At 58.9% G+C, this 21062-nt stretch carries 24 protein-coding genes and 1 pseudogene; 14 read left to right on the top strand and 11 right to left on the bottom strand.

Annotated elements, in window-relative coordinates; all coding sequences use genetic code 11:
- Window positions 1–34 precede the first annotated feature (34 nt).
- Both ASD60_RS11565 and ASD60_RS11560 read left to right on the top strand, forming a co-directional pair.
- Entirely contained in the window at window positions 35–889 is an 855-nt protein-coding gene (locus tag ASD60_RS11565; RefSeq protein ID WP_177336574.1) for a DMT family transporter, read from the top strand.
- A 285-nt stretch (window positions 890–1174) separates the two neighbouring features.
- Entirely contained in the window at window positions 1175–2083 is a 909-nt protein-coding gene (locus ASD60_RS11560; protein WP_082557571.1) for a LysR family transcriptional regulator, read from the top strand.
- 55 nt (window positions 2084–2138) lie between these two features.
- On the opposite strand, the gene ASD60_RS11555 is transcribed toward ASD60_RS11560, so the two are convergent.
- A complete protein-coding gene (locus tag ASD60_RS11555) occupies window positions 2139–2399 on the bottom strand; it encodes an accessory factor UbiK family protein (protein ID WP_056854131.1) in 261 nt (86 codons plus the stop codon).
- A 421-nt stretch (window positions 2400–2820) separates the two neighbouring features.
- On the opposite strand from ASD60_RS11555, the gene glnK reads away from it, so the two are divergent.
- From glnK to sutA, 4 genes are all read left to right on the top strand, one after another.
- Entirely contained in the window at window positions 2821–3159 is a 339-nt protein-coding gene (glnK, locus tag ASD60_RS11550) for a P-II family nitrogen regulator (protein ID WP_002555808.1), read from the top strand.
- A 35-nt stretch (window positions 3160–3194) separates the two neighbouring features.
- The gene (locus tag ASD60_RS11545) at window positions 3195–4532 is read left to right on the top strand and encodes an ammonium transporter (protein ID WP_056854130.1); all 1338 of its coding nucleotides are present in this window, start codon (window positions 3195–3197) and stop codon (window positions 4530–4532) included.
- A gap of 215 nt (window positions 4533–4747) precedes the next feature.
- Window positions 4748–5173: a secondary thiamine-phosphate synthase enzyme YjbQ gene (locus tag ASD60_RS11540; protein ID WP_056854129.1), complete on the top strand. Its 426-nt coding sequence runs from the start codon at window positions 4748–4750 to the stop codon at window positions 5171–5173.
- A 101-nt stretch (window positions 5174–5274) separates the two neighbouring features.
- Window positions 5275–5598 (top strand): transcriptional regulator SutA, encoded by a 324-nt coding sequence (gene sutA, locus ASD60_RS11535; RefSeq protein WP_034147693.1) that lies wholly within the window; start codon window positions 5275–5277, stop codon window positions 5596–5598.
- Between the two features lie 199 nt (window positions 5599–5797).
- On the opposite strand, the gene ASD60_RS11530 is transcribed toward sutA, so the two are convergent.
- The 6 genes from ASD60_RS11530 to lptM are packed head-to-tail and all read right to left on the bottom strand — an operon-like array spanning window position 5798 to window position 10407.
- A complete protein-coding gene (locus ASD60_RS11530) occupies window positions 5798–6505 on the bottom strand; it encodes an HAD family hydrolase (protein WP_056854128.1) in 708 nt (235 codons plus the stop codon).
- Entirely contained in the window at window positions 6502–7401 is a 900-nt protein-coding gene (gene xerC, locus ASD60_RS11525) for a tyrosine recombinase XerC (protein WP_056854127.1), read from the bottom strand. The genes ASD60_RS11530 and xerC overlap by 4 nt, the downstream gene beginning before the upstream one ends.
- Window positions 7402–7403: 2 nt before the next feature.
- Window positions 7404–8129 (bottom strand): DUF484 family protein, encoded by a 726-nt coding sequence (locus ASD60_RS11520; protein ID WP_056854126.1) that lies wholly within the window; start codon window positions 8127–8129, stop codon window positions 7404–7406.
- Between the two features lie 13 nt (window positions 8130–8142).
- Window positions 8143–8973: a diaminopimelate epimerase gene (gene dapF / locus ASD60_RS11515; protein ID WP_056854125.1), complete on the bottom strand. Its 831-nt coding sequence runs from the start codon at window positions 8971–8973 to the stop codon at window positions 8143–8145.
- Window positions 8974–8976: 3 nt separating this feature from the next.
- Window positions 8977–10224, bottom strand: coding sequence for a diaminopimelate decarboxylase (gene lysA, locus ASD60_RS11510; RefSeq protein WP_056854124.1), 1248 nt, complete (start codon window positions 10222–10224; stop codon window positions 8977–8979).
- A 9-nt stretch (window positions 10225–10233) separates the two neighbouring features.
- Window positions 10234–10407: an LPS translocon maturation chaperone LptM gene (gene lptM, locus ASD60_RS28220; RefSeq protein ID WP_082557570.1), complete on the bottom strand. Its 174-nt coding sequence runs from the start codon at window positions 10405–10407 to the stop codon at window positions 10234–10236.
- Between the two features lie 280 nt (window positions 10408–10687).
- Here lptM and cyaY point away from each other — a divergent pair, with 280 nt between their 5' ends.
- From cyaY to rnk, 3 genes are all read left to right on the top strand, one after another.
- Window positions 10688–11020 (top strand): iron donor protein CyaY, encoded by a 333-nt coding sequence (gene cyaY / locus ASD60_RS11505; RefSeq protein WP_056854123.1) that lies wholly within the window; start codon window positions 10688–10690, stop codon window positions 11018–11020.
- A 4-nt stretch (window positions 11021–11024) separates the two neighbouring features.
- Entirely contained in the window at window positions 11025–11243 is a 219-nt protein-coding gene (locus tag ASD60_RS28215) for a DUF1289 domain-containing protein (protein WP_082557569.1), read from the top strand.
- A 255-nt stretch (window positions 11244–11498) separates the two neighbouring features.
- On the top strand, window positions 11499–11909 hold the full coding sequence (gene rnk, locus ASD60_RS11500) for a nucleoside diphosphate kinase regulator (RefSeq protein WP_056854122.1): 411 nt from the start codon (window positions 11499–11501) through the stop codon (window positions 11907–11909).
- 7 nt (window positions 11910–11916) lie between these two features.
- Here the strand turns inward: rnk and ASD60_RS11495 are convergent, their stop codons facing one another.
- From ASD60_RS11495 to ASD60_RS11485, 3 genes are all read right to left on the bottom strand, one after another.
- Window positions 11917–14763 (bottom strand): class I adenylate cyclase, encoded by a 2847-nt coding sequence (locus ASD60_RS11495; protein WP_056854121.1) that lies wholly within the window; start codon window positions 14761–14763, stop codon window positions 11917–11919.
- Between the two features lie 203 nt (window positions 14764–14966).
- Window positions 14967–15212, bottom strand: a complete 246-nt coding sequence (locus ASD60_RS11490) for a TIGR02647 family protein (protein ID WP_056854120.1) — start codon at window positions 15210–15212, stop codon at window positions 14967–14969.
- Window positions 15213–15421: 209 nt separating this feature from the next.
- The gene (locus ASD60_RS11485; RefSeq protein ID WP_056854119.1) at window positions 15422–15706 is read right to left on the bottom strand and encodes a hypothetical protein; all 285 of its coding nucleotides are present in this window, start codon (window positions 15704–15706) and stop codon (window positions 15422–15424) included.
- A 124-nt stretch (window positions 15707–15830) separates the two neighbouring features.
- Here ASD60_RS11485 and ASD60_RS11480 point away from each other — a divergent pair, with 124 nt between their 5' ends.
- A complete protein-coding gene (locus ASD60_RS11480; protein ID WP_056854118.1) occupies window positions 15831–16490 on the top strand; it encodes a glutathione S-transferase family protein in 660 nt (219 codons plus the stop codon).
- A gap of 118 nt (window positions 16491–16608) precedes the next feature.
- Here ASD60_RS11480 and argH read toward each other — a convergent pair whose 3' ends face one another.
- Window positions 16609–18003, bottom strand: a complete 1395-nt coding sequence (gene argH / locus ASD60_RS11475) for an argininosuccinate lyase (RefSeq protein WP_056854117.1) — start codon at window positions 18001–18003, stop codon at window positions 16609–16611.
- Window positions 18004–18327: 324 nt separating this feature from the next.
- Between argH and ASD60_RS29850 the strand changes: the two are divergent.
- From ASD60_RS29850 to ASD60_RS11460, 4 genes and pseudogenes are all read left to right on the top strand, one after another.
- Window positions 18328–18459: pseudogene (locus ASD60_RS29850) on the top strand (sensor histidine kinase); the annotation flags it as partial.
- Window positions 18456–19202 carry a LytR/AlgR family response regulator transcription factor gene (locus tag ASD60_RS11470; protein ID WP_056854116.1) on the top strand — a complete coding sequence of 249 codons (747 nt, stop codon included), beginning with the start codon at window positions 18456–18458 and terminating at the stop codon, window positions 19200–19202. The pseudogene ASD60_RS29850 and the gene ASD60_RS11470, both read left to right, overlap by 4 nt.
- Before the next feature lie 138 nt (window positions 19203–19340).
- Window positions 19341–20282: a hydroxymethylbilane synthase gene (gene hemC, locus ASD60_RS11465; protein ID WP_056854115.1), complete on the top strand. Its 942-nt coding sequence runs from the start codon at window positions 19341–19343 to the stop codon at window positions 20280–20282.
- A complete protein-coding gene (locus tag ASD60_RS11460; RefSeq protein ID WP_056854114.1) occupies window positions 20279–21046 on the top strand; it encodes a uroporphyrinogen-III synthase in 768 nt (255 codons plus the stop codon). Before hemC ends, ASD60_RS11460 begins: the two co-directional genes overlap by 4 nt.
- Window positions 21047–21062: the final 16 nt, after the last annotated feature.

Genomic DNA, 21062 nt, shown 5'->3' with positions numbered 1-21062 from the left:
GATCCAATAAAAAGGACTTACTGTGGACATATTGATGGGCTTTGTTGCGGCTTTGTTTTGGGGGGGGACAGATTTCCTGGTTGGATTGAACGCCAGGGCCGTAGGTGTCAAGCGAGCCGTTTTTTTTGGTCAGGCGCTTGGATTCATTCTGATGAGTGCGCTATTGCTCATCTACCCCGCCTATCTCGTCAAGTCGCTGTCTGCACCTACACAAGTCTGGGTTTTGGGGGGCGTTGCCGCAGTATTCACGGTCGCAGGAGCATTGGCACTGTCAAAGGCATTTGCTCTGGGCAAGGCTGCAATCGTTGCGCCACTCGTGACCTCTTACGGGGTATTCACAACTGCCTTGGCATGGGTGAGCGGTGACATCATTGTCTTCACCCAGTTTGTGGGTATTGCCATTTGTGTGATTGGCGTTCTGCTCACAAGTGCTCATGACAGTGCAGACGGTGAGTTAAAACGCAAGAACAAAGCGTCTATCGTTTATGGACTACTCGCAGCCATCTTGTATGGCACAAGTTTTTGGATTCAAGGTAAATATACGCTTCCGTCGCTGGGCCCCATTACCATGTTGTGGCTAGGCTATGCGGTGGGCTTGTTTATCCTGTTCTTTATGGTTTTGAAAGTTGATTCCGGTTTAAAACTGCCGCCGGCCAAAAGTTTTGGTACGCTGACCAGTGCAAGCTTGTTGAATCTGGGTGGCTTTTCGGCTTTCTCATTTGGTGCCATCCACGGTTCGGTGTCTGTGGTAACGGTGATCAGTACTCTGTCGGGAGGTATTGCCGCTGTGTTGGGATACCTGTTCTTCAAAGAGCGATTGTTATCTATTCAGGTGACTGGCATATGCCTGGTGTTGGTGGGAGCAATTATTCTTCACCTTTTTCATTGATTTGTTTTAAGGAGGAAGACAAGCGTTTGCTAGTGATGTAAATGAAATTGATTCGGACCAATGCCGATTGTAAAAAATTGCGCTCTTTTGTTAATTAACCATGCAAAATGGGGGGGTAAAGTTTAGAAATAATAAAAACAAAAGGTGTTTATTGAGGGCTGACAGCCAACGAAGACTTTATCATTGTCATTTACTGTCTTTAGTCGCTACTGAAAGCTTGTTTCTGCTTATGGCTTTTCAGTCTAGAGATAATAAAACATATTCCCGAAGGATTGAGAATAATATATGAATAAGGGTCATATCGACATGCTGCCCTGCATGGCCGCTTTCGCAGTTGTTGTTGAAACGGGTAGCTTTATTGACGCGTCTGCTAAACTTGGCGTGTCGGCTTCAGCCGTGAGTCGACAGATTTCAAAGTTGGAAAAAGCTTTGTCAATGCGTTTGCTTGAGCGTAGTACCCGTCAACTGAGAGTCAACGAAGATGGTGTGAAAATTTATTCTCATTGCAAGGCGCTACTGCACTCTTCTTCAAGAGTTTTCGAGTTGAAAGAAGAGTTGGTTCGTCCGCAGGGGCTTATTAGGATTTCTGCGCCGAAGATGATGAATAATATTTGCAATCAGCTGATGCCGAAGTTCCTGAAAAATTACCCTGATATCAATGTTCAATTCATATTTGATAATTCGGAACTGAACCTCATATCCAACGAAATCGATCTGAGTATCCGAATTACTGATTCACCGCCCCTGGGTTTAGTCGGACGCAAATTGTTCAAGGTCGGCTACACCCTCTGCGCGTCGCCTGACTATATCGCTGAGCATGGCATACCCCTTCACCCTGCGGATTTGGCCGAACACAGTTGTATTGTGATGGCTGATAGTCTGGAAGGCGAGAAATGGGAGTTTGTTAACGGTGACGACAGGGTTCAAATCAGCGTGCGCGGACGCTACTGTTCAAATGACAGTGAGGCCGTACTTGAAGCAACCCTGAGTGATGTGGGAATTGCCTGCGTACCGTCAGCGATTGCTGAACGGGCTCTCAGTGACAAGCGTCTGTATTCGGTTTTGCCCCACTGGCGTTATTCGGGGGCATCACAAGGTATGGCCTGGCTGCTGTATCAGCCGAACAGGTATGGTTCGCAGAAGCTAAAGGTCATGGTCGATTACTTGCTTTCCAAGCTTTACTGCATTAACTGAACCTGTCGAGTTCTGTCCCCGCATTCGAAATTGATGCGGGGCAGACAGCATCCTGTTATTGCTCAGGTGGAGTGAGCCTCGCTTCCAGTTCCGCAACCTTCGCTTCAAGCGCTTCCAACCGTGCCCGCGTGCGCGCCAGCACCACCATCTGGCTATCAAACTCTTCGCGACTCACCAGATCCAGTTTGCTGAAGCCGCTCTGCAGCAACATTTTGAACTGACTTTCGATTTCAGCTTTCGGCAGAGGCGTGTCGCCACTGAAGAGGCGGGAGGCGGTGCCGGTCAGGGCGTCGAGGAAGTCTTTGGGCGCGAGCATGGGAAGAGGTCCTGATAACAATGGCAGGCAGTGTATCACGCAGTGTCTATAGTCATTTTCGTGGGCAATGGATGCACGCTTTTCGCGCATGCGGACGGACGGCATCGCACCGTTGTTGTGCGTATCGCGTCGGGCGTTGTGGTGATGATCTGGTCATCTGCGAGCAAGGGCTTGAAAACAGAGGATTTTGCGGAGATGGCAAGCTTTCTGCTTAGACGCTAGTGACCCATGCACTGATGCAGTCGCTGTGACGAATGCAGTGCGCCAGGCGAAACGGGGGAAGTGTTTCGCAAGGAGCGGTTAACTGGCGTCGGACGGGCAAGTCAGAGCCGACGATGCGTTACAAAGCCAGGCACTGCGCTTAGACTTGAGACGGGTTTGTTTTCCTGGGGCAAGTCCACCAATTCGGGAGAGAGTTTTCATGAAGCTAGTCACTGCCATCATCAAGCCGTTCAAGTTGGACGACGTGCGCGAGTCGTTGTCCGAGATCGGCGTGCAGGGCATTACCGTTACTGAAGTCAAAGGCTTCGGTCGGCAGAAGGGTCACACCGAGCTGTATCGTGGCGCGGAGTACGTGGTCGATTTCCTGCCAAAGGTGAAGATTGATGTCGCCATTGACGACAAGGATCTCGACCGGGTTATCGAAGCGATAACCAAGGCCGCCAACACCGGCAAGATCGGTGACGGCAAGATCTTCGTGGTCAATCTGGAACAGGCGATTCGCATCCGTACCGGCGAAACCGATACCGACGCAATCTAAGCCGCCACAAACCCAACGCCCCAGGAGAAAACAATATGACTCTGCGTAAAATCGCAGGGCTAGGAGCCCTGTTGTCCCTCGTAATGCCCGGCCTGGCCATGGCGGCAGACGAAGTGGCAGCCCCAGTCCTCAACTCCGGCGACACCGCCTGGATGATGACCTCGACAGCCCTCGTGCTGTTCATGACCATTCCCGGCCTCGCGCTGTTCTACGGCGGCATGGTTCGGTCGAAAAACATTCTTTCCGTGATGATGCAGTGCTTCGCCATTACCGGTCTGATCAGCGTCCTGTGGGTCATTTATGGCTACAGCATCGCGTTCGACACCACCGGCATGGAGCAGGGCGTCGTCAACTTCAACTCCTTCTTCGGCGGCATGGGCAAGGCTTTCCTCGCCGGTGTCACGCCAGCCAGCCTGACCGGCCCGGCGGCGCTATTCCCTGAAGCGGTGTTCATCACCTTCCAGATGACGTTTGCGATCATCACCCCGGCGCTGATCGTCGGTGCATTCGCCGAGCGGATGAAGTTCTCCGCGATGCTGATCTTCATGGGCATCTGGTTCACCCTGGTTTATGCGCCGATCGCGCACATGGTCTGGTCCGGCAACGGCGGCCTGATGTGGGACTGGGGCGTACTCGACTTCGCTGGTGGCACCGTGGTGCACATCAACGCCGGTGTGGCCGGTCTGATCGCCTGCCTGGTACTGGGCAAGCGCAAAGGCTTCCCGACCACCCCGATGGCGCCGCACAACCTCGGTTACACCCTGATGGGCGCGGCCATGCTGTGGATCGGCTGGTTCGGTTTCAACGCCGGTTCCGCCGCTGCGGCCAACGGCACTGCCGGCATGGCGATGCTGGTGACCCAGATCGCCACCGCCGCTGCCGCACTGGGCTGGATGTTCGCCGAGTGGATCACCCACGGCAAACCAAGCGCATTGGGCATCGCCTCGGGTGTGGTTGCCGGCCTGGTCGCCATCACTCCGGCCGCGGGCACCGTTGGCCCGATGGGCGCACTGGTGATCGGTCTGGCTGCAGGCGTGGTGTGCTTCTTCTGCGCCACCACCCTGAAACGCAAACTCGGTTATGACGATTCCCTCGACGCCTTTGGCGTGCATGGTATCGGCGGTATCCTCGGCGCGATCCTGACCGGTGTGTTCGCTGCACCGTCGCTGGGTGGCTTCGGCACCGTCACCGACATCGCCGCACAAGTGTGGATTCAGTGCAAAGGCGTGGGCTTCACGGTGATCTACACCGCGATCGTCACTTTCATCATTCTCAAGGTACTCGACGCCGTCATGGGCCTGCGTATCACCGAAGAAGAAGAGGCTGTCGGCATCGATCTGGCGCTTCACAACGAACGCGGCTACAACTTGTAAGCACGCGCATTGAAAAACTTGCCCGGCTTGCCGGGCATTTTTTTGTCTGCAATTTGTCATTGAAGTAAGCGCTGAAAGGTTTTTTCTTACAGCTTTGGCGGTGTTTACGACACGTGTTTTTGTACCGTCGATGGCTTACATGACTGGAGGATTATTAGGGCCTTTGTTTTTTCCCAGAGCGCGCTAGAATGCGCCCCGAACGTGCGGAGAACTGTATGTGGCAACAGACTCTGATAACCCTGCGGGCAAGGCCCCGGGGCTTTCATCTGGTAACGGACGAGTTACTCGCCGGCTTGCCTGAACTCAAGGCGTGTCGGGTCGGTCTGTTGCATTTGTGGCTGCAGCATACCTCGGCGTCGTTGACCATCAACGAGAACGCCGATCCGGCGGTACGTCGCGACTTCGAACGATTTTTCAATCGTCTGATCCCACAAGGAACAGACGGCTATGAGCATAACGACGAAGGCCTGGACGACCTCCCGGCGCACTTCAAGGCCAGCGTACTTGGCTGTCAGCTCAGTTTGCCGATCTCGGCAGGCCGATTGGCGTTAGGGACCTGGCAAGGTGTTTATCTGGGCGAGCACCGTGATCATGGCGGTGCTCGTAAAGTCCTCGCCACCTTGTACGGTGATGGGGCATAACCGCTGGTCAGCAGCGGCTGTTGATTTTTTTCCGGCAGCCTTCGACAGAGGGCAAAGCTGGGCTATAACTAATCTGCTTTTCGCAAGTCATGAGGTAGAACATGAGCGACGATGATCTGGAAAACGACGACCTCGAAGTAGGCGACGAAGACGAGGCCGAAGAAGGCCTGGAAGCAGCAGCGGAAGACGTTGCTGACGACGACGGCGGTGATGCGCCCGCGCCGACTGCCAAAGGCAAGGCCAAGGCCGCGGTATCGGTTGATGAACTGCCGAGTGTCGAAGCCAAGAACAAGGAGCGCGATGCCCTGGCCAAGGCCATGGAAGAGTTCCTTGCGCGTGGTGGCAAGGTGCAGGAAGTGGAGGCCAACGTGGTCGCCGATCCGCCCAAGAAGCCAGACAACAAGTACGGCAGCCGGCCTATCTGAGCCTGCTTCGCGCTTGCTGAAAAAGCCCGCCGTCGCCGCGGGCTTTTTCATGTCTGAAAAAAAACAGGGATGTTGCGACGCGGTCATTGTGGCGAGGGAGCTTGCTCCCGCTGGGTAGCGTAGCGACCTCCAAATGTTGTGCGACTGCTTCGCAGCCGAGCGGGAGCAAGCTCCCTCGCCACAAAGAATGAGGATTGTGTCAGGCGCAGGTGGTGTTCCAGCGAGCGAGCAACGCCGGCAACTCGGTCAGGCTGCGAATCTCGGCATCCGGCAGGCGCTCGGCCTCCCAGTCCTTGCCCGCCGGGTTGAACCAGATTGCCCGCAATCCAGCCTGTTGTGCACCGGCAATGTCGTCGCCCGGATGATCACCGATATGCACCGCCGATTCCGGCACTGCACCACCGCGCTGCAGAGCTTCATGGAACAAGCGCGCGTCAGGTTTGGCGATGCCGATATCTTCGGCGCATAGCGCAAATTTGAAGTAGTCCGCCAGGCCTAGCCGACGCACATCGGCGTTGCCGTTGGTGACCACGCCCAGGGCGTAATGGTTGGCGAGGATTTCCAGGGTGGGTTCGACTTCGGGAAATACCTCGATCTGATGCCGGGCGTGCAGGAACACTTCAAAACTTTTGTCCGCCAGATCCGAGGCTTCTGCGTGGGTGTATCCGGACTCTTCCAGCGCCTGGAACAAGACGCGCCGACGCAAGGCGCTGATCCGATGCTTGAGTCCCGGCTCGCTGCTCAGAATGCGTTCGCGAATGGCCCACAAATGCTCCACCGGCACCGCACCCAGATTGGGCGCGTGCTCGGTCAGCCATTCACGCAAAACGGCTTCGGCGCTGACGATCACCGGGGCCGTGTCCCAAAGGGTGTCGTCGAGATCGAAGGTGATCAACTGAATACTCATGAATCATCGCCTTTCATGCGTTTGGCCCGTGGATGGGCGCTGTCGTAGACCGTGGCCAGGTGCTGGAAGTCCAGGTGGGTGTAGATTTGCGTGGTCTTGATGTCCGAATGGCCGAGCAGTTCCTGCACCGCTCGCAGGTCCTGGGAGGACTCCAGCAAATGGCTGGCAAAGGAGTGCCGCAGCATGTGCGGGTGCAGGTTTTGGCCCAGTTCACGTTCACCGGCCGCTTTGACCCGCACCTGTATCGCCCGGGGGCCGAGACGTCGGCCTTGCTGGCTGATAAATACCGCGTCATCTGCCGGGTTGGCCAGTGCGCGCAAGGGCAACCACTGTTCCAATGCCTCGCGAGCCTTCTGGCCCACCGGCAATAGCCGTGTCTTGCTGCCTTTGCCGAGCACCTGGACCATGCCGTCGGCAAGGTCGAGCTGCTCAAGATTGAGCCCGGTCAGCTCGGACAGCCGTAAACCGGAAGAGTAGAAGAGTTCGAGAATCGCCTGATCGCGACGCGCGAGAAAGTCATCCTCCACACCCCCTTCAAGCAATTGCAACGCGCGGTCGGTGTCGAGGGTTTTCGGCAGGCGTCGCTCGCCCTTGGGTGGTGCCAGGCCATTGGCCGGGTCGTGGTCGCACAGGCCTTCGCGGTTCAGATAATGATAGAGCCCGCGCACGGCTGAAAGCAGGCGCGCCAGGCTGCGTGAGGATTGGCCCTGGGCATGCAGACGGGCGATCAGGCTGCGCAAGCGCTGGATATCCAGCGCTGCCCAGCTGCCGATATTCTGTTTGACGCACCAGCCCAGCACTTTATCAAGGTCGCGGCGATAAGCCGACAGCGTGTGCGGTGACACCTGCCGCTCACTGCGCAGGTGTTCGCAGTAAGCGTCCAGTTGCCGTTCCATGTTCAGCGTACCGAGCGCAGGGAGCTGTTGACCCGTGGCAGCACGCGGCCCATGACTTCGGCGATGTAGCTGAGGAACAACGTGCCCACCGAACTTTTGTAGTGCTGCGGATCACGGCTGGCGATGGCCAGGATGCCGTGGATGCCTTGATGGCTGATGGCGACGACGGCAGTGGAGCCAATCTGCTTGCGCTGTTCTTCGCCGAACAGAAAGTCCAGCTCATGTTCACGCAGACTGCCGCTGACGCTTTTATCTTCCAGCAACAGGCCGCCGATGGCCACCTGTGCCTCGGCGTGGGTGACCCAGCGGCCCACCGGCATGGCGTTGTCGCCAAGCAGGATCAGACTGACGAAGGGCACCTGGAAATCCTGGCGCAGGCTGTCTTCGACGCAGATCACCACATCTTCCAGGCTGGTGGCGTCCATCAGCGCGAGAATCAGGCGGCGGGTCTTGTCGAAGAGTCGATCGTTGTCGCGGGCCACATCCATCAAATGCGAAAGACGATGGCGCAGTTCGATGTTGCGATCGCGCAGGATGGTCATCTGCCGCTCCACCAGGGACACGGTGTCGCCGCGCTGATGGGGAATGCGCATTGCCGGCAGCAGTTCTTCGTGCTCGACGAAGAAGTCCGGGTGAGCCTCCAGGTACGCGGCAATCGCCGCCGCCTCCAGGCTCTCGGACGGCGTTTCGTCGGACTGTCGGGCGGGTACCTGAGGCTTATCGGTCATGACGTTGGCTCACTCAAAGACGTACTTGTCCTTCGTATACGCGGACTGCCGGGCCGGTCATCAGCACCGGTTGGCCAGGGCCTGCCCACTCGATGGACAGCCGCCCACCCGGCAGGTCGATCAACAGTGGCGAATCCATCCACCCCTGGCTGATCGCCGCTACTGCAGCGGCACAGGCGCCGGTACCGCAGGCCTGGGTTTCCCCGGCCCCGCGTTCCCATACGCGCAACTGCGCTCGGCCCCGGTCGATGACCTGGAGAAAACCGACGTTGACCCGCGCCGGAAAGCGCGGGTGATGTTCGATTTTCGGCCCCAGTTCATGCACCGGTGCATTGTTGATATCGCTGACCCGCACCACGGCATGGGGATTTCCCATCGACACGGCAGCCAGCTCCACTGGCGTACCGTCGACGTCAACCTGATAACTCGTCGCCTGTTCCGATGCCTGGAACGGGATATCGGCCGGTACCAGGCGCGGGGCGCCCATGTTCACGCCGATCTGGCCGTCACTGCGAACGTCCAGCTCGATGATGCCGCTTTTGGTCTCGACGCGAATCTGCCGCTTGGCGGTCAGGCGCTTGTCGAGAACGAAGCGGGCGAAACAGCGCGCACCGTTGCCGCATTGCTCCACTTCGGAACCATCGGAGTTGAAGATCCGATAGCGGAAATCCACATCCGGGTTGCTCGGTGCTTCAACGATCAGCAATTGATCGAAGCCGATGCCGGTGTGCCGATCACCCCATTGCTTGGCGTGCTTGGGCAGAATATGCGCGTGCTGGCTGACCAGGTCGAGGACCATGAAGTCATTGCCCAGGCCGTGCATTTTGGTAAAACGCAGCAGCATGGCTTACTCCGGCAGCAGGCTTTCGCCAGCAAACAACTCGGCTACCGTTTCACGGCGACGCACTTCAAATGCCTGATCACCGTCCACCAACACTTCAGCGGCGCGGCCGCGGGTGTTGTAGTTCGAACTCATGACAAACCCATAGGCGCCGGCCGAATGCACGGCCAGCAGGTCGCCTTCTTCCAGGGCCAGTTCACGCTCTTTGGCCAGGAAGTCGCCGGTCTCGCAAATCGGGCCGACGATGTCGTAGGCGCGGGCAGCGGTGGTACGCGGGCGCACGGCGGTGACGTCCATCCAGGCCTGATACAACGCCGGGCGGATCAGGTCGTTCATGGCGGCGTCGACGATGGCGAAGTCTTTGTGCTCGGTGTGCTTGAGGTACTCGACCTGAGTCAGCAGCACGCCGGCGTTGGCGACGATGAAGCGGCCCGGCTCGAACACCAGCGCCAGGTCGCGACCGTCGAGACGCTCACGCACGGCCTTGATGTAGTCGGCAGCCAATGGCGGCTCTTCATCGCGATAACGCACGCCCAGGCCACCACCGAGATCGATGTGGCGCAGGTAGATGCCGCAATCGCCGAGACGGTCGACCAGGCCCAGGAGGCGGTCGAGGGCGTCGATGAATGGCGGCAGGGTGGTCAGTTGCGAGCCGATGTGGCAATCGACGCCGACCACTTCCAGGTTTGGCAGTTGCGCGGCACGCACGTAGACGTCTTCAGCGTCGGCGATGGCGATGCCGAACTTGTTCTCTTTGAGGCCGGTGGAAATGTACGGGTGGGTGCCGGCATCGACGTCCGGGTTGACGCGCAGCGAAATCGGCGCGCGAACGCCCAGCTCGGCGGCGACGATCTGCAGACGTTCCAGCTCGTCGGTGGATTCGACGTTGAAGCAGTGCACGCCGACTTCCAGGGCGCGACGCATGTCGTCACGGGTCTTGCCGACGCCGGAGAACACGATCTTGTCGGCACTGCCGCCGGCAGCCAGTACGCGTTCCAGTTCGCCACGGGAAACGATGTCGAAACCGGCGCCCAGACGCGCCAGGACATTCAGTACGCCCAGGTTGGAGTTGGCCTTGACCGCAAAGCACACCAGGTGCGGCATGCCGGCCAGCGCATCGGCGTACGCCAGGTATTGGGCTTCGATGTGCGCGCGCGAGTAAACGTAGGTCGGTGTACCGAAGCGCTCTGCGATGGCAGACAGGGCAACACCTTCCGCGAACAGTTCACCGTCACGGTAGTTAAAAGCGTCCATGAGGTTCCCTTATTGGTAGACGTCGTGCTTGTGCGACTTGGACGGCTGCTTTTGCGAGGACTGTGCCTGCTCTGCAGGGTCCTGGCTATCGTCCGGCAGGTACAGCGGGCCTTTTTGACCACAGGCCGACACGAGGCAGGCGACCGCGAGGAGCGCGGCAAGGGAAGAGATCAGGCGCTTCATGGCGAAATCCTTGAAAATGCATTAATTGCGCCGGAGTATACCGGCCACCCGGCAGCTTGCCTATGCGAGGGGGCTCCCGTCCGGCGGGGCTTGGCTTGCTGCAGGCAAGTCGTGTGAATGCATTGTGGGAGAGGGCTTGTGTGGCGAGGGAGCTTGCTCCCACAGGAACAGTGTTTGATGGACCTATGGCATCGCTTGGTCGTTATCCTTTGCAATCGACAGGGCTCGCCCGTATCTTGCGGCGCTTGAGCCTGATCAGACAATTTTTGAGGTTGCCGCAATGAGTTTGTCCGAAGCCCGTTTTCACGATCTGGTCGATGAAACCCAGGAAAAGCTGGAAGACATCTTTGACGAAAGCGATCTGGATATCGATCTGGAGAGCTCGGCCGGTGTGCTGACCGTCAAGTTCGAGAATGGCACTCAGCTGATCTTCAGCCGCCAGGAGCCGCTGCGTCAGTTGTGGCTGGCGGCTGTTTCCGGTGGTTTCCACTTCGACTACGACGAAGAGAGCGAGCGCTGGATGTGCGACAAGAGCGAGGAGCAACTGGGTGAAATGCTTGAGCGCATCGTCAAGGCGCAGGCAGACGTCGAACTCGATTTCGAAGGTCTGTAAACGCGTGACACAGCCAGCGCCCGTCCGTCCGCCAAAGCCCCTCTACAGCAATGTCAGCCCAGCGGTGCCGTCGCCGTGCAGCGGTGTGTGCCGTCTGGATGAGCAAAAAGTCTGCCTGGGCTGCTTTCGCCATGTCGAAGACATCCGTGAATGGCGCTCGGCGGATGATCAGCGCCGGCGGGTGATTTGCGCCGAGGCTGCTCACCGCAAATCCTCGGGATAAAGGCTGTTGTGGCGAGGGAGCTTGCTCCCGCTCGGTTGCGAAGCAGCTGCATGCTTTTGGGGGCGCTTTGCGCCCAGCGGGAGCAAGCTCCCTCGCCACAATGGACCGCACGGAAGCCGGATCGCCCAGCTTGTATATTTTTTGAGCTGTGATAGTGTCCGGGTACGCCTCAACCCATCGAGGCTCGTGAAAACCCCGCCTTCTTCTGGCGGGGTTTTGCTTTTTTCGTGCAGAAGAAAGGAGTCTGCCCTGATCATGACCGCACCTTCCATCACCCTTACCCGTCTGGACGTTCAGCGTCTGGAGCGTCTGATCGACAGCCTGGATGACACGCTGCCGGGCGTTATCGCGTTGCAAACCGAACTGGATCGCGCCGATACCGTGGTCGGCCACGATGAAGTGCCCGCCGATGTCGTGACCATGAACTCCCGTGTGCACTGCCGCGAAGAAAGCAGTGGCAAGGATTACCACCTCACCTTGGTGTACCCGAAGGATGCCAATGCCGACGAAGGCAAAATCTCTATCCTGGCGCCGGTCGGCAGTGCGCTGCTGGGGTTGAAGGTCGGTCAACATATCGACTGGCCGGCACCGGGCGGCAAGACATTGAAGCTGACCTTGCTGGAAGTCGAATCGCAACCGGCCAACGGTGGCGATTACAACATCTGATCGCGTCTCAGACCTGCTCGAGCGCGGCGTTCAATGCACGCTCCAGGTCGGCCTTGTAGCGCAAATAAAGATTGCTTGAGCCGTGACCATCACCGAGCAGGCCCGACAGATCCAGGTCGGTGATGTAGCAACGGTACCGTTCGCTCTCGCGGCGCTGCTCGACGATTTCCCGGGCGACCACGCTGAACAGTTGGTCGCCGTATTCAAGCTCTGAAAACTCCCGTTGATTGCAATACAGCGTGACCTGCACCTCGCCCGGTGCGGCTTTGCCGACGATCGCCTGTACGTCATAGAACGGTTTGTTGGCCGGGGTTTGCGGTGCTGGCCGGGCTTCGACCCGGCGCGCCCGACCCTGGCCGTGGGGCAAGAGTTGGAAGTAAAGGATGTCCGGGTTCTTCGGTTGCGCCGAATCCATCGGCAGTGCAGCGTCACGCCGGTACTGGATCGACAGCAAAAACCGTTGCAAGGGCACCAGCAGGCTCTGCTCGTCATGCCAGGGCAACCGCTGATGCCACATGGCATTGAATTCATCGAGGACGTACAGATCAGCCAAGCCTTCATTCACCCGGTAGAACACCTGAATGCTGTCAGGCTGGCCCATGGGCAGCAGCAGTGACAGATCATGGTCTTGCAGCGCCATCGGGTCCAGCTGCAGCGGGCTGTAACCGGATTGTTCCTGTGCCAGGTATTCGAACAGGGCCGGCAACGATGTGAGGGCGGCATGTTTAACCTTGCCAGGCACCAGCTCCAGAACGTGGTAATGCTGCTGGACCTGGATCAGGTAGCGCAAATTGAGTTGGCTGAGCAGCAAGTTCTGCGCGGTGTCGAGAATGTCCTCGACGCGCTGGGCAATGAACTGCGCGCGGTTATGGCAGAAACAACGTACGCGCAACCTTGGCTGCAACGGACCATCCGGCAGGTTGTTGAGGTAATCGCGCAGGCAGTCGAGCAGGGCGTGCGGGCCGTCGTAACGATTGACCAGCACTTCGTTCCAGCTGTTGAGCGTGACCTGGTCAAGGGTCAACACCAGATTTTCGCGGACCCCTGCATAGCTCAGTGAGTCGGTGCGCTCGGTAGTCATCAGGATGTTCAAGTCGCGGTGATGCTTGAGCGGGTCGATGCCGACGTTCACCAGAATCAGCACTTCGCTGGGCACGCTGGCGCGCAGCAAAGGCTCTTCGGCAACGGTTGGCAGCGGCAAGGGAATGCTTTGTTGCAGGCTGCCAAGCAGATTGAACAGTTCGAATTCGCTCATATCGCTGCTGCCGGGGTGCAAGGCGAGGCGCGTACTGCTGTCGATCACGCCGTTGCGGTGGCACCAAGTGAGCAATTCAAGCAGATGGCGGCTGCGCTTGATCGGCGCGAAATGCTCCCATTCGAGGGCATTGAGGCTGCCGTTGTACAAGCCCCATTGGCTTTGTCCGGATTCTTTCTTGTCGGGCGAGTGCACCAGCGTCAGGGTGTCTTCGGCCAGGTCGGGGGCAATGCCCGGATTGATGAACTCGACCTTGTCGGCCTTGCGCTCGAACGCCGCGTAGAGACGACGGCCGAGCACGCTCAAGTCGCGTTTGTTGATCAGGCTGACGGTTTGTTCGTTGCGGGCGAACTGGGTCAGGAAGCGGTAGCTGTAGTTCAGTTCGTTGACCAGGGCGCGGCGCTCCGATCCAACTTGCCTGACTTTCCACTGGCTGCGGCTGTCGAGCAGCGCCAGTTGTCGCTGGTCCCACTTCCATTCATGGGCCAGGCGTTCAAGCAGCGAGCGTTGCCAACCCTGGGTGCGGCCGCCGCTGCCGGTCAGTTTGCGGTTGACCTTCAGGTACAGCGCGCGACGCACCAGTTCCAGGCGTTCCGGTTCATTTCGGGCGACGAGATATTCTTCGATGCGCCGGTAAACCACGACATATGGATCCAGCTCATCGAGATCGAGCTGATTGGCGAACACCGCTTGCTTGAAGCGCAGGCTCAGGCACTGGACCCTGGGGTGTTCGCTGGCGTAAACCTCGGTCAGCAGCAGCTTGAGCACCGATTTGTACGGCGACTCGATGCCCTTGAACAGCTGCCACAGGCCGGCGCCAACAAACTCGCCGGGTGGAATAAAGGCCAGATGCCCCAAGTCCAGGCTTTCGTCGGCGCGGATGAAGCGCTTGGAGAGCAGCGTGTGAGTGTAGCGGTCGTAACTCGCCTCTTCGTAGACCGGCACCAGCCACCAGATCGGTGTGCGCCCTGCCAACCAGATGGCAGTGCGATAGAACTCGTCGAGCAGCAGATAGTGCTGGGTGGTGCCGCAGTCTTCCGAACTCAGCTGTTTATCGCGCTCGCCGCGAACGAAACGAACCGGATCAATCAGAAAGAAATGCGCCTCCGCACCCTGGCTCGCCGCCCAGGCTTCAAGCAGCTGGCACTTCTTGCGCAGCTCAATGAGTTCGTTTTCGGTCAAGTCCGGGCTGTGACACACCCACACGTCCATATCACTCTGATCCGCCTGGGCCAGCGTGCCGAGGCTGCCCATCAGAAACAATCCGTGAATCGGCCTGGGCGGATTGCTGCCGTGGCGCGGCTTGTAGGAAAACGATCGGGTCAGGCGCTGGGCTTCGGCCAGGACGTGGGTGTCCGGCTCGTAATTCGACACGCCGGCCGGCGTGTTGCCGGAAACGTAGCCTGGCAACAGTGGATGATTGACGTGGAAGAACAACGGCAAGAGGCTCAATACCAATTGCTGGCGAGTGGACAAGCCTTCTATGGCACGGGCCAGGCGGCCGTCATTGAGCTTCAGAAAACGTGCGCGCAGCTGGCTGAGAACCTTTCGGTCGATTCCCTCTTCCAGATCGGGGCGGATTTCATGGGTGCGGGTCATGTCAGCTCAAACCGGCTCGCGGGGCTCGGGTGTGGGGCTCTCGGGTGAGGGGCAGTTTAGCGCCTCGGCCACGGGATTTTTAAGCTGAATTTGTTTTTTGACGTCAGATTTCTATCGCCTGGCGACAGCGCTCGGCAGAAACGGGCAACCCGGCTGGCCCGCGGAAATCCCATGGCAGGGGTTTCCGTGGGCGAAGGGGCGATTCAGGCTGTTTCCTGGACGCTCAGAATGGTCAGGACTGTTTGTACGCTTTGAGCGGCATCACGGCCCAGGCTGGTCAGATAACCGCCATCGGGCTGGTCGATCAATTCTTTTTCATGCAGGCGTTTGGCAGCGGCAATGTGTTTCGGGGCAGCGGTCTGATGAATTTTCAAACCTTCCTGGGAACTGTCCAGGTTGAAGAGTGCGAGGACTTCCAGTTCGGCAACCAACTCAGGGGTAAGCGACATAAGGACTCCAGACTTTCTAGGAATTGGACGACAGCGCCCCTAAGGTGATCTCACTCGTGCGGCATGTCCAGTGCTGGCGGCAGGGTTTTTTTGCCTGGGGCGGCTTTCCCCGGCTGCGGGGTGCCGCAGGAGCGAGGCTTGCCCGCGAAGAGCCGTGACGAGGTTTTCAGATAAACCGCGGCGAGGCTTACACGGGCACACACGCTGGTTTATTTCTTTTCCGGTGGCAGTTCCGGCAATGCGCGCAGCGCTGCTTCATACCATTGGGTGTTGAATGCGCGGTCTTCTTCGAGGATTGCGTCGATTTCTACCGCTAGAACGTGAGCCATCAGATTGAGGATTTCTTCGCGCTCGTAACCTACCAGGGTCAACTTGTTGAACGTTGCCTTGGCTGCTGGCGGGTTGTCGCTTTCGATCTGGTTTTCGATAGCTTCGACCAGCGTATTCTCGGCGAACTCTTCTTCGTCGGCATCGATATCGGTTGGCTCGCTCATGGCAGGCTCCTTGGGGAAAGATGGCCAGTTTACCCGCATTCATGCCCGTGATGCTGCTGGCAAGAAACGCCGCAGCGTTCTATAAACAGGCACTGCCCACCCCGCACGGCCTGGAGGCTATGTGATGCTCAAGCTTTACGGATTTGCTGTCAGCAACTACTACAACATGGTCAAACTGGCTCTGCTGGAAAAAGGCCTGCCCTTCGAAGAAGTGCCGTTTTACGCCGGGCAAACCCCGGAAGCGCTCGCCATCAGCCCGCGTGGAAAAGTACCGGTGCTGGGCGTCGAGCAGGGTTTCATCAATGAAACCAGCGTCATTCTCGAATACATCGAGCAAAGCCAGAAAGGCACGCCGCTGCTGCCCAGCGATCCTTACGAGCGGGCGCAGGTGCTGGCATTGGCCAAGGAGATCGAGTTGTATATCGAACTGCCGGGCCGTGCCTGCTATGGCGAAGCGTTTTTCGGCACGACATTGCCGGATGCCATCAAGGAAAAGACCCGCACCGAGCTGCTGCTGGGCATGGCGTCCCTGGGCCGACACGGCAAATTCAGCCCTTACGTGGCGGGCGACAGTTTGAGCGTGGCGGATCTGTATTTCCTGTACAGCGTGCCGTTGGCGTGCGGGGTCGCCAAGAAACTGTTCGATATCGATTTGTTGGCCGAGCTGCCGGCAGCGAAGGCACTGTTGCAGCGGCTGGAGCAGAATCCGAATGTGCAACGGATTGCTGCGGACAAGGACGCGGCGATGCCGGCGTTCATGGCGATGATTGCAGCCAAGAAGTAGATTTGCAGCGCTCCTGAGTCAGCCATCGCGGGCAAGCCCCGCTCCCACAGATATTGTGTCGGTCAACAGATGGTGACTCGGCGCCAATCCTGTGGGAGCGGGCTTGCCCGCGATACTTTTAGCGGCTGGCGAGCAATGCCTGACCGCGTGCCACGGCTGCCTTGACCTGCGCCGGCGCGGTGCCGCCGATGTGGTTGCGCGCATTGACCGAGCCTTCGAGGGTCAGCACGGCGAATACATCCTGATCGATCTGGTCGCTGAACTTGCGCAATTCTTCCAGGCTCATTTCCGCCAGGTCCTTGCCGCTTTCAACGCCATACTTCACGGCATGGCCGACGATTTCGTGGCAATCCCGGAACGGCAGGCCACGACGCACCAGGTAATCGGCAAGGTCGGTGGCGGTGGAGAAACCGCGCAGCGCCGCCTCACGCATCATCGCGTGCTTGGGCTTGATCGCCGGAATCATGTCGGCAAAGGCGCGCAATGAGTCGCGCAAGGTATCGGCGGCGTCGAACAACGGCTCCTTGTCTTCCTGGTTGTCCTTGTTGTAGGCCAGCGGCTGGCCTTTCATCAAGGTCAGCAAGCCCATCAGCGCCCCGAATACCCGGCCGCTTTTGCCGCGTACCAGCTCTGGCACGTCCGGGTTTTTCTTTTGCGGCATGATCGAGCTACCGGTGCAGAAACGGTCCGGCAGATCGATGAACTGGAACTGCGCGCTGGTCCACAGCACCAACTCTTCGGAGAAGCGCGACAGGTGCATCATCGCGATGCTCGCGGCGGAACAGAATTCGATGGCGAAATCGCGATCGGACACGTTGTCCAGCGAGTTGCCGCCGACGGCGTCGAAGCCCAGCAGTTGCGCGGTGTACTCGCGGTCGATCGGGTAGGTGGTGCCCGCCAGCGCAGCGCTGCCCAGCGGCATGCGGTTGGTGCGCTTGCGGCAGTCGACCAGGCGCTCATAGTCGCGGCTGAGCATTTCAAACCAGGCCAGCATGTGGTGCCCGAAGGTAACCGGCTGAGCCGTCTGCAGGTGGGTGAAACCGGGCATGATGCTGCCGGCTTCGCGCTCGGCCTGTTCCAGCAAGCCTTTTTGCAGGCGGGTGATTTCGCTCAGGATCAGGTCGATCTCGTCACGCAGCCACAGACGGATGTCAGTAGCGACCTGGTCGTTGCGGCTGCGGCCGGTGTGCAGCTTTTTGCCCGTCACGCCGATTCGGTCGGTCAGACGCGCCTCGATATTCATGTGCACGTCTTCGAGATCGACGCGCCAGTCGAACTGGCCGGCCTCGATTTCAGCCTGGATGGTCTTCAGGCCATCGGTGATGCTGTCGCGCTCGGCATCGGTCAGCACGCCGACCTTGGCCAGCATGGTGGCGTGGGCGATCGAGCCCATGATGTCGTGGCGATACAGGCGCTGGTCGAAGGTGACGGAGGCGGTGAAGCGGGCGACGAAGGCGTCGACGGGTTCACTGAAGCGGCCGCCCCAGGACTGATTGGTCTTGTCAGTGCTCATGAATTCGCTCGTATCGGCTGAAGAAAAATGGCGTTGAAACTGGCGCGGATAATAACAGGGTTGCCAATCGTGTCGGTGACACTGGTCGACTGGTTTTTCATGTCGTGAGTTGTGTCAGGTCAAGCCGTGGACGAATTGCACAACGATATTTTTCAATTGAGCAATATCGTCTCGGCAACCGTCTACAGTTGGACAATAGGATCAGCGCACTTCCTGGTGCCAAAGCTGACTATAAGAAGAGGGGTGTCCGTATTGCGTATCAGCAAACCCTGTGGCGATGTGTCGCCAAAGCGGGCCTGGGCCGCCAATCGCCCGGCAGATGAAAATTTAGCTGCCCGACAAGCGGCACTTTTTGACGCTCGCGCTAGTCTTAGCGTGGATCGCGGTGACGGACGTCACTTCACCTGTCTACGCTATCCTTGTGCAAGACTCACGCAGGAATCCAGCGCAATATGAATGTCCTGATCGTTGATGACGACCCCCTAGCCCGCGAGCGCCTGAGCCGAATGGTTGGCGAACTCGAGGGATACAGTGTCCTGGAGCCCAGCGCCACGAATGGCGAAGAAGCGTTGGCACTGATCGACAGCCACAAACCGGACATCGTGCTGCTCGATGTCCGTATGCCGGGCCTCGATGGCCTGCAGGTGGCCGCACGATTGTGCGAACGTGAAACTCCGCCCGCCGTGGTGTTTTGCACCGGGCCCGATGAATTTGCCGTGGAAGCCTTACAGGCCAGCGCCGTAGGCTATCTGGTGAAACCTGTGAGAACTGAACATTTACAAGACGCATTAAAAAAAGCCGAGCGCCCCAATCGTGTTCAACTCTCGGCCCTGACCCGTCCGGCTGCCGAAAGCGGCAGTGGTCCCCGCAGCCACATCAGCGCCCGCACCCGTAAAGGGATCGAGTTGATTCCGCTGGACCAGGTGGTCTACTTCATCGCCGATCACAAATACGTGACCTTGCGCCATGAAGCGGGCGAAGTGTTGCTCGATGAGCCGCTCAAGGCACTTGAAGACGAATTCGGTGACCGTTTCGTGCGGATCCATCGTAACGCGCTGGTTGCCCGTGAACGCATCGAACGCTTGCAACGCACACCGCTTGGGCATTTCCAGCTGTTTCTCAAAGGCCTGAACGGTGACGCATTGATCGTCAGTCGACGCCATGTGGCCGGCGTGCGGAAAATGATGCAACAGCTTTGATTCGCTGTTCGCAGGCGAGTTTCACACCCGATTGCCGGATATCCGGGGCCAGGGAGGCCGAGTAGTTTCTGATACAAGTCAAAGTGGATTTGGCTGAGCTGTTATTATCCGTCGTATCTTTTCAGTACGGATTGATCCATGTCCTCTCGCCAAATCCGCATCGCCACCCGCAAAAGTGCTCTCGCCCTGTGGCAGGCCGAATACGTCAAAGCCCGTCTCGAACAGGCCCACCCGGGTTTGCTCGTGACGTTGGTGCCGATGGTCAGTCGAGGCGACAAGCTTCTCGACTCGCCATTGTCGAAAATCGGTGGCAAGGGCCTGTTCGTCAAGGAACTGGAAACCGCCCTGCTGGAAAACGAAGCCGACATCGCCGTGCATTCGATGAAAGACGTGCCGATGGACTTCCCCGAAGGGCTCGGCCTTTTCTGCATCTGCGAACGCGAAGACCCGCGTGATGCATTCGTCTCCAATACCTATTCCAGCCTGGACGAGTTGCCGCAAGGCAGCATCGTCGGCACGTCGAGCCTGCGCCGCCAGGCTCAGTTGCTGACCCGTCGTCCGGACCTGGAAATCCGTTTCCTGCGTGGCAACGTCAATACGCGTCTGGCCAAACTGGATGCCGGCGAATACGACGCCATTATTCTCGCCGCTGCCGGGTTGATCCGGCTGGGCTTTGAAGATCGCATCACCTCGGCCATCAGCGTCGACGACAGCCTGCCGGCCGGTGGCCAGGGCGCCGTGGGCATTGAGTGCCGGACTGCCGACAGCGAAATTCATGCGCTGCTGGCGCCGCTGCATCACCAGGACACCGCCACCCGCGTGACCGCCGAGCGTGCTCTCAACAAACACCTCAATGGCGGCTGCCAGGTGCCTATCGCCTGTTACGCCGTGCTTGAAGGCGAGCAGGTCTGGCTGCGTGGCCTGGTGGGCGATCCGAGCGGTGGCCTGCTGCTCAGCGCCCAGGCGCGTGCGCCACGTGGTGCTGCCGAAGCCTTGGGTGTGCAAGTGGCCGAGGATCTCTTGAGCCAGGGCGCCGCCGACATTCTCAAAGCGGTCTACGGCGAGGCAGGTCACGAGTGACCGGCTGGCGCTTGCTGCTGACGCGTCCGGCGGATGAGTCGGCAGCCCTGAGCCGTTTTCTGGCCGGGCAGGGGATTTTCAGCAGCAGCTTGCCGCTTTTGGACATCGTGCCGATCCCTGCCTCTGACAGAATGCTAGGCGTGATTCGCAACCTCGAACGATTTTGCGCGGTGATCGTGGTCAGCAAGCCTGCTGCGCGAATCGGCGTCGAATTGCTCGAACGCTCCGGCTCGCAAGCAATGGGTGTGAAGTGGTTCAGTGTCGGTGCCGCGACGGCGCAGATCCTTGAAGATCAAGGCCTGGACGTGAGCTTCCCGGATGATGGGGACGACAGCGAAGCCTTGCTTGAACTTGCAGCGCTGCGCGAGGCTCTTGCCCGGCCGGATCCCGAGGTTCTGATCCTGCGCGGCGAGGGCGGGCGCGAACTGCTGGCCGAGCGCTTGCGTGAGCGAGGTGCTAGTGTCGAGTATCTGGAGTTGTACCGCCGCCAGTTGCCGATGTACCCGTCGGCAGCGCTGCCGGACCGGATCGAAGCGGAACGCCTGAACGCACTGGTGGTCAGCAGTGGACAGGGTTTTGAGCACCTGCATCAATTGGCTGGCGATGCCTGGCCGCAATTGGCGCAGTTGCCGTTGTTTGTACCAAGCCCCAGGGTCGCCGAGCTGGCACGTGCCGCCGGAGCCCTCAAAGTTGTGGATTGTCGTGGTGCGAGCGCCGCGGCTTTGCTGACGGCGTTACGGGAGCATCCCGTGCCCGTTCTCTAATGCAAAGGATGGATAC

This window comes from Pseudomonas sp. Root562, assembly GCF_001427125.1.
Classification (GTDB): Bacteria; Pseudomonadota; Gammaproteobacteria; order Pseudomonadales; family Pseudomonadaceae; genus Aquipseudomonas.
The sequence above is the reverse complement of the archived record's forward strand: the minus strand, read 5'-3'. Positions and strand labels throughout refer to the sequence as shown.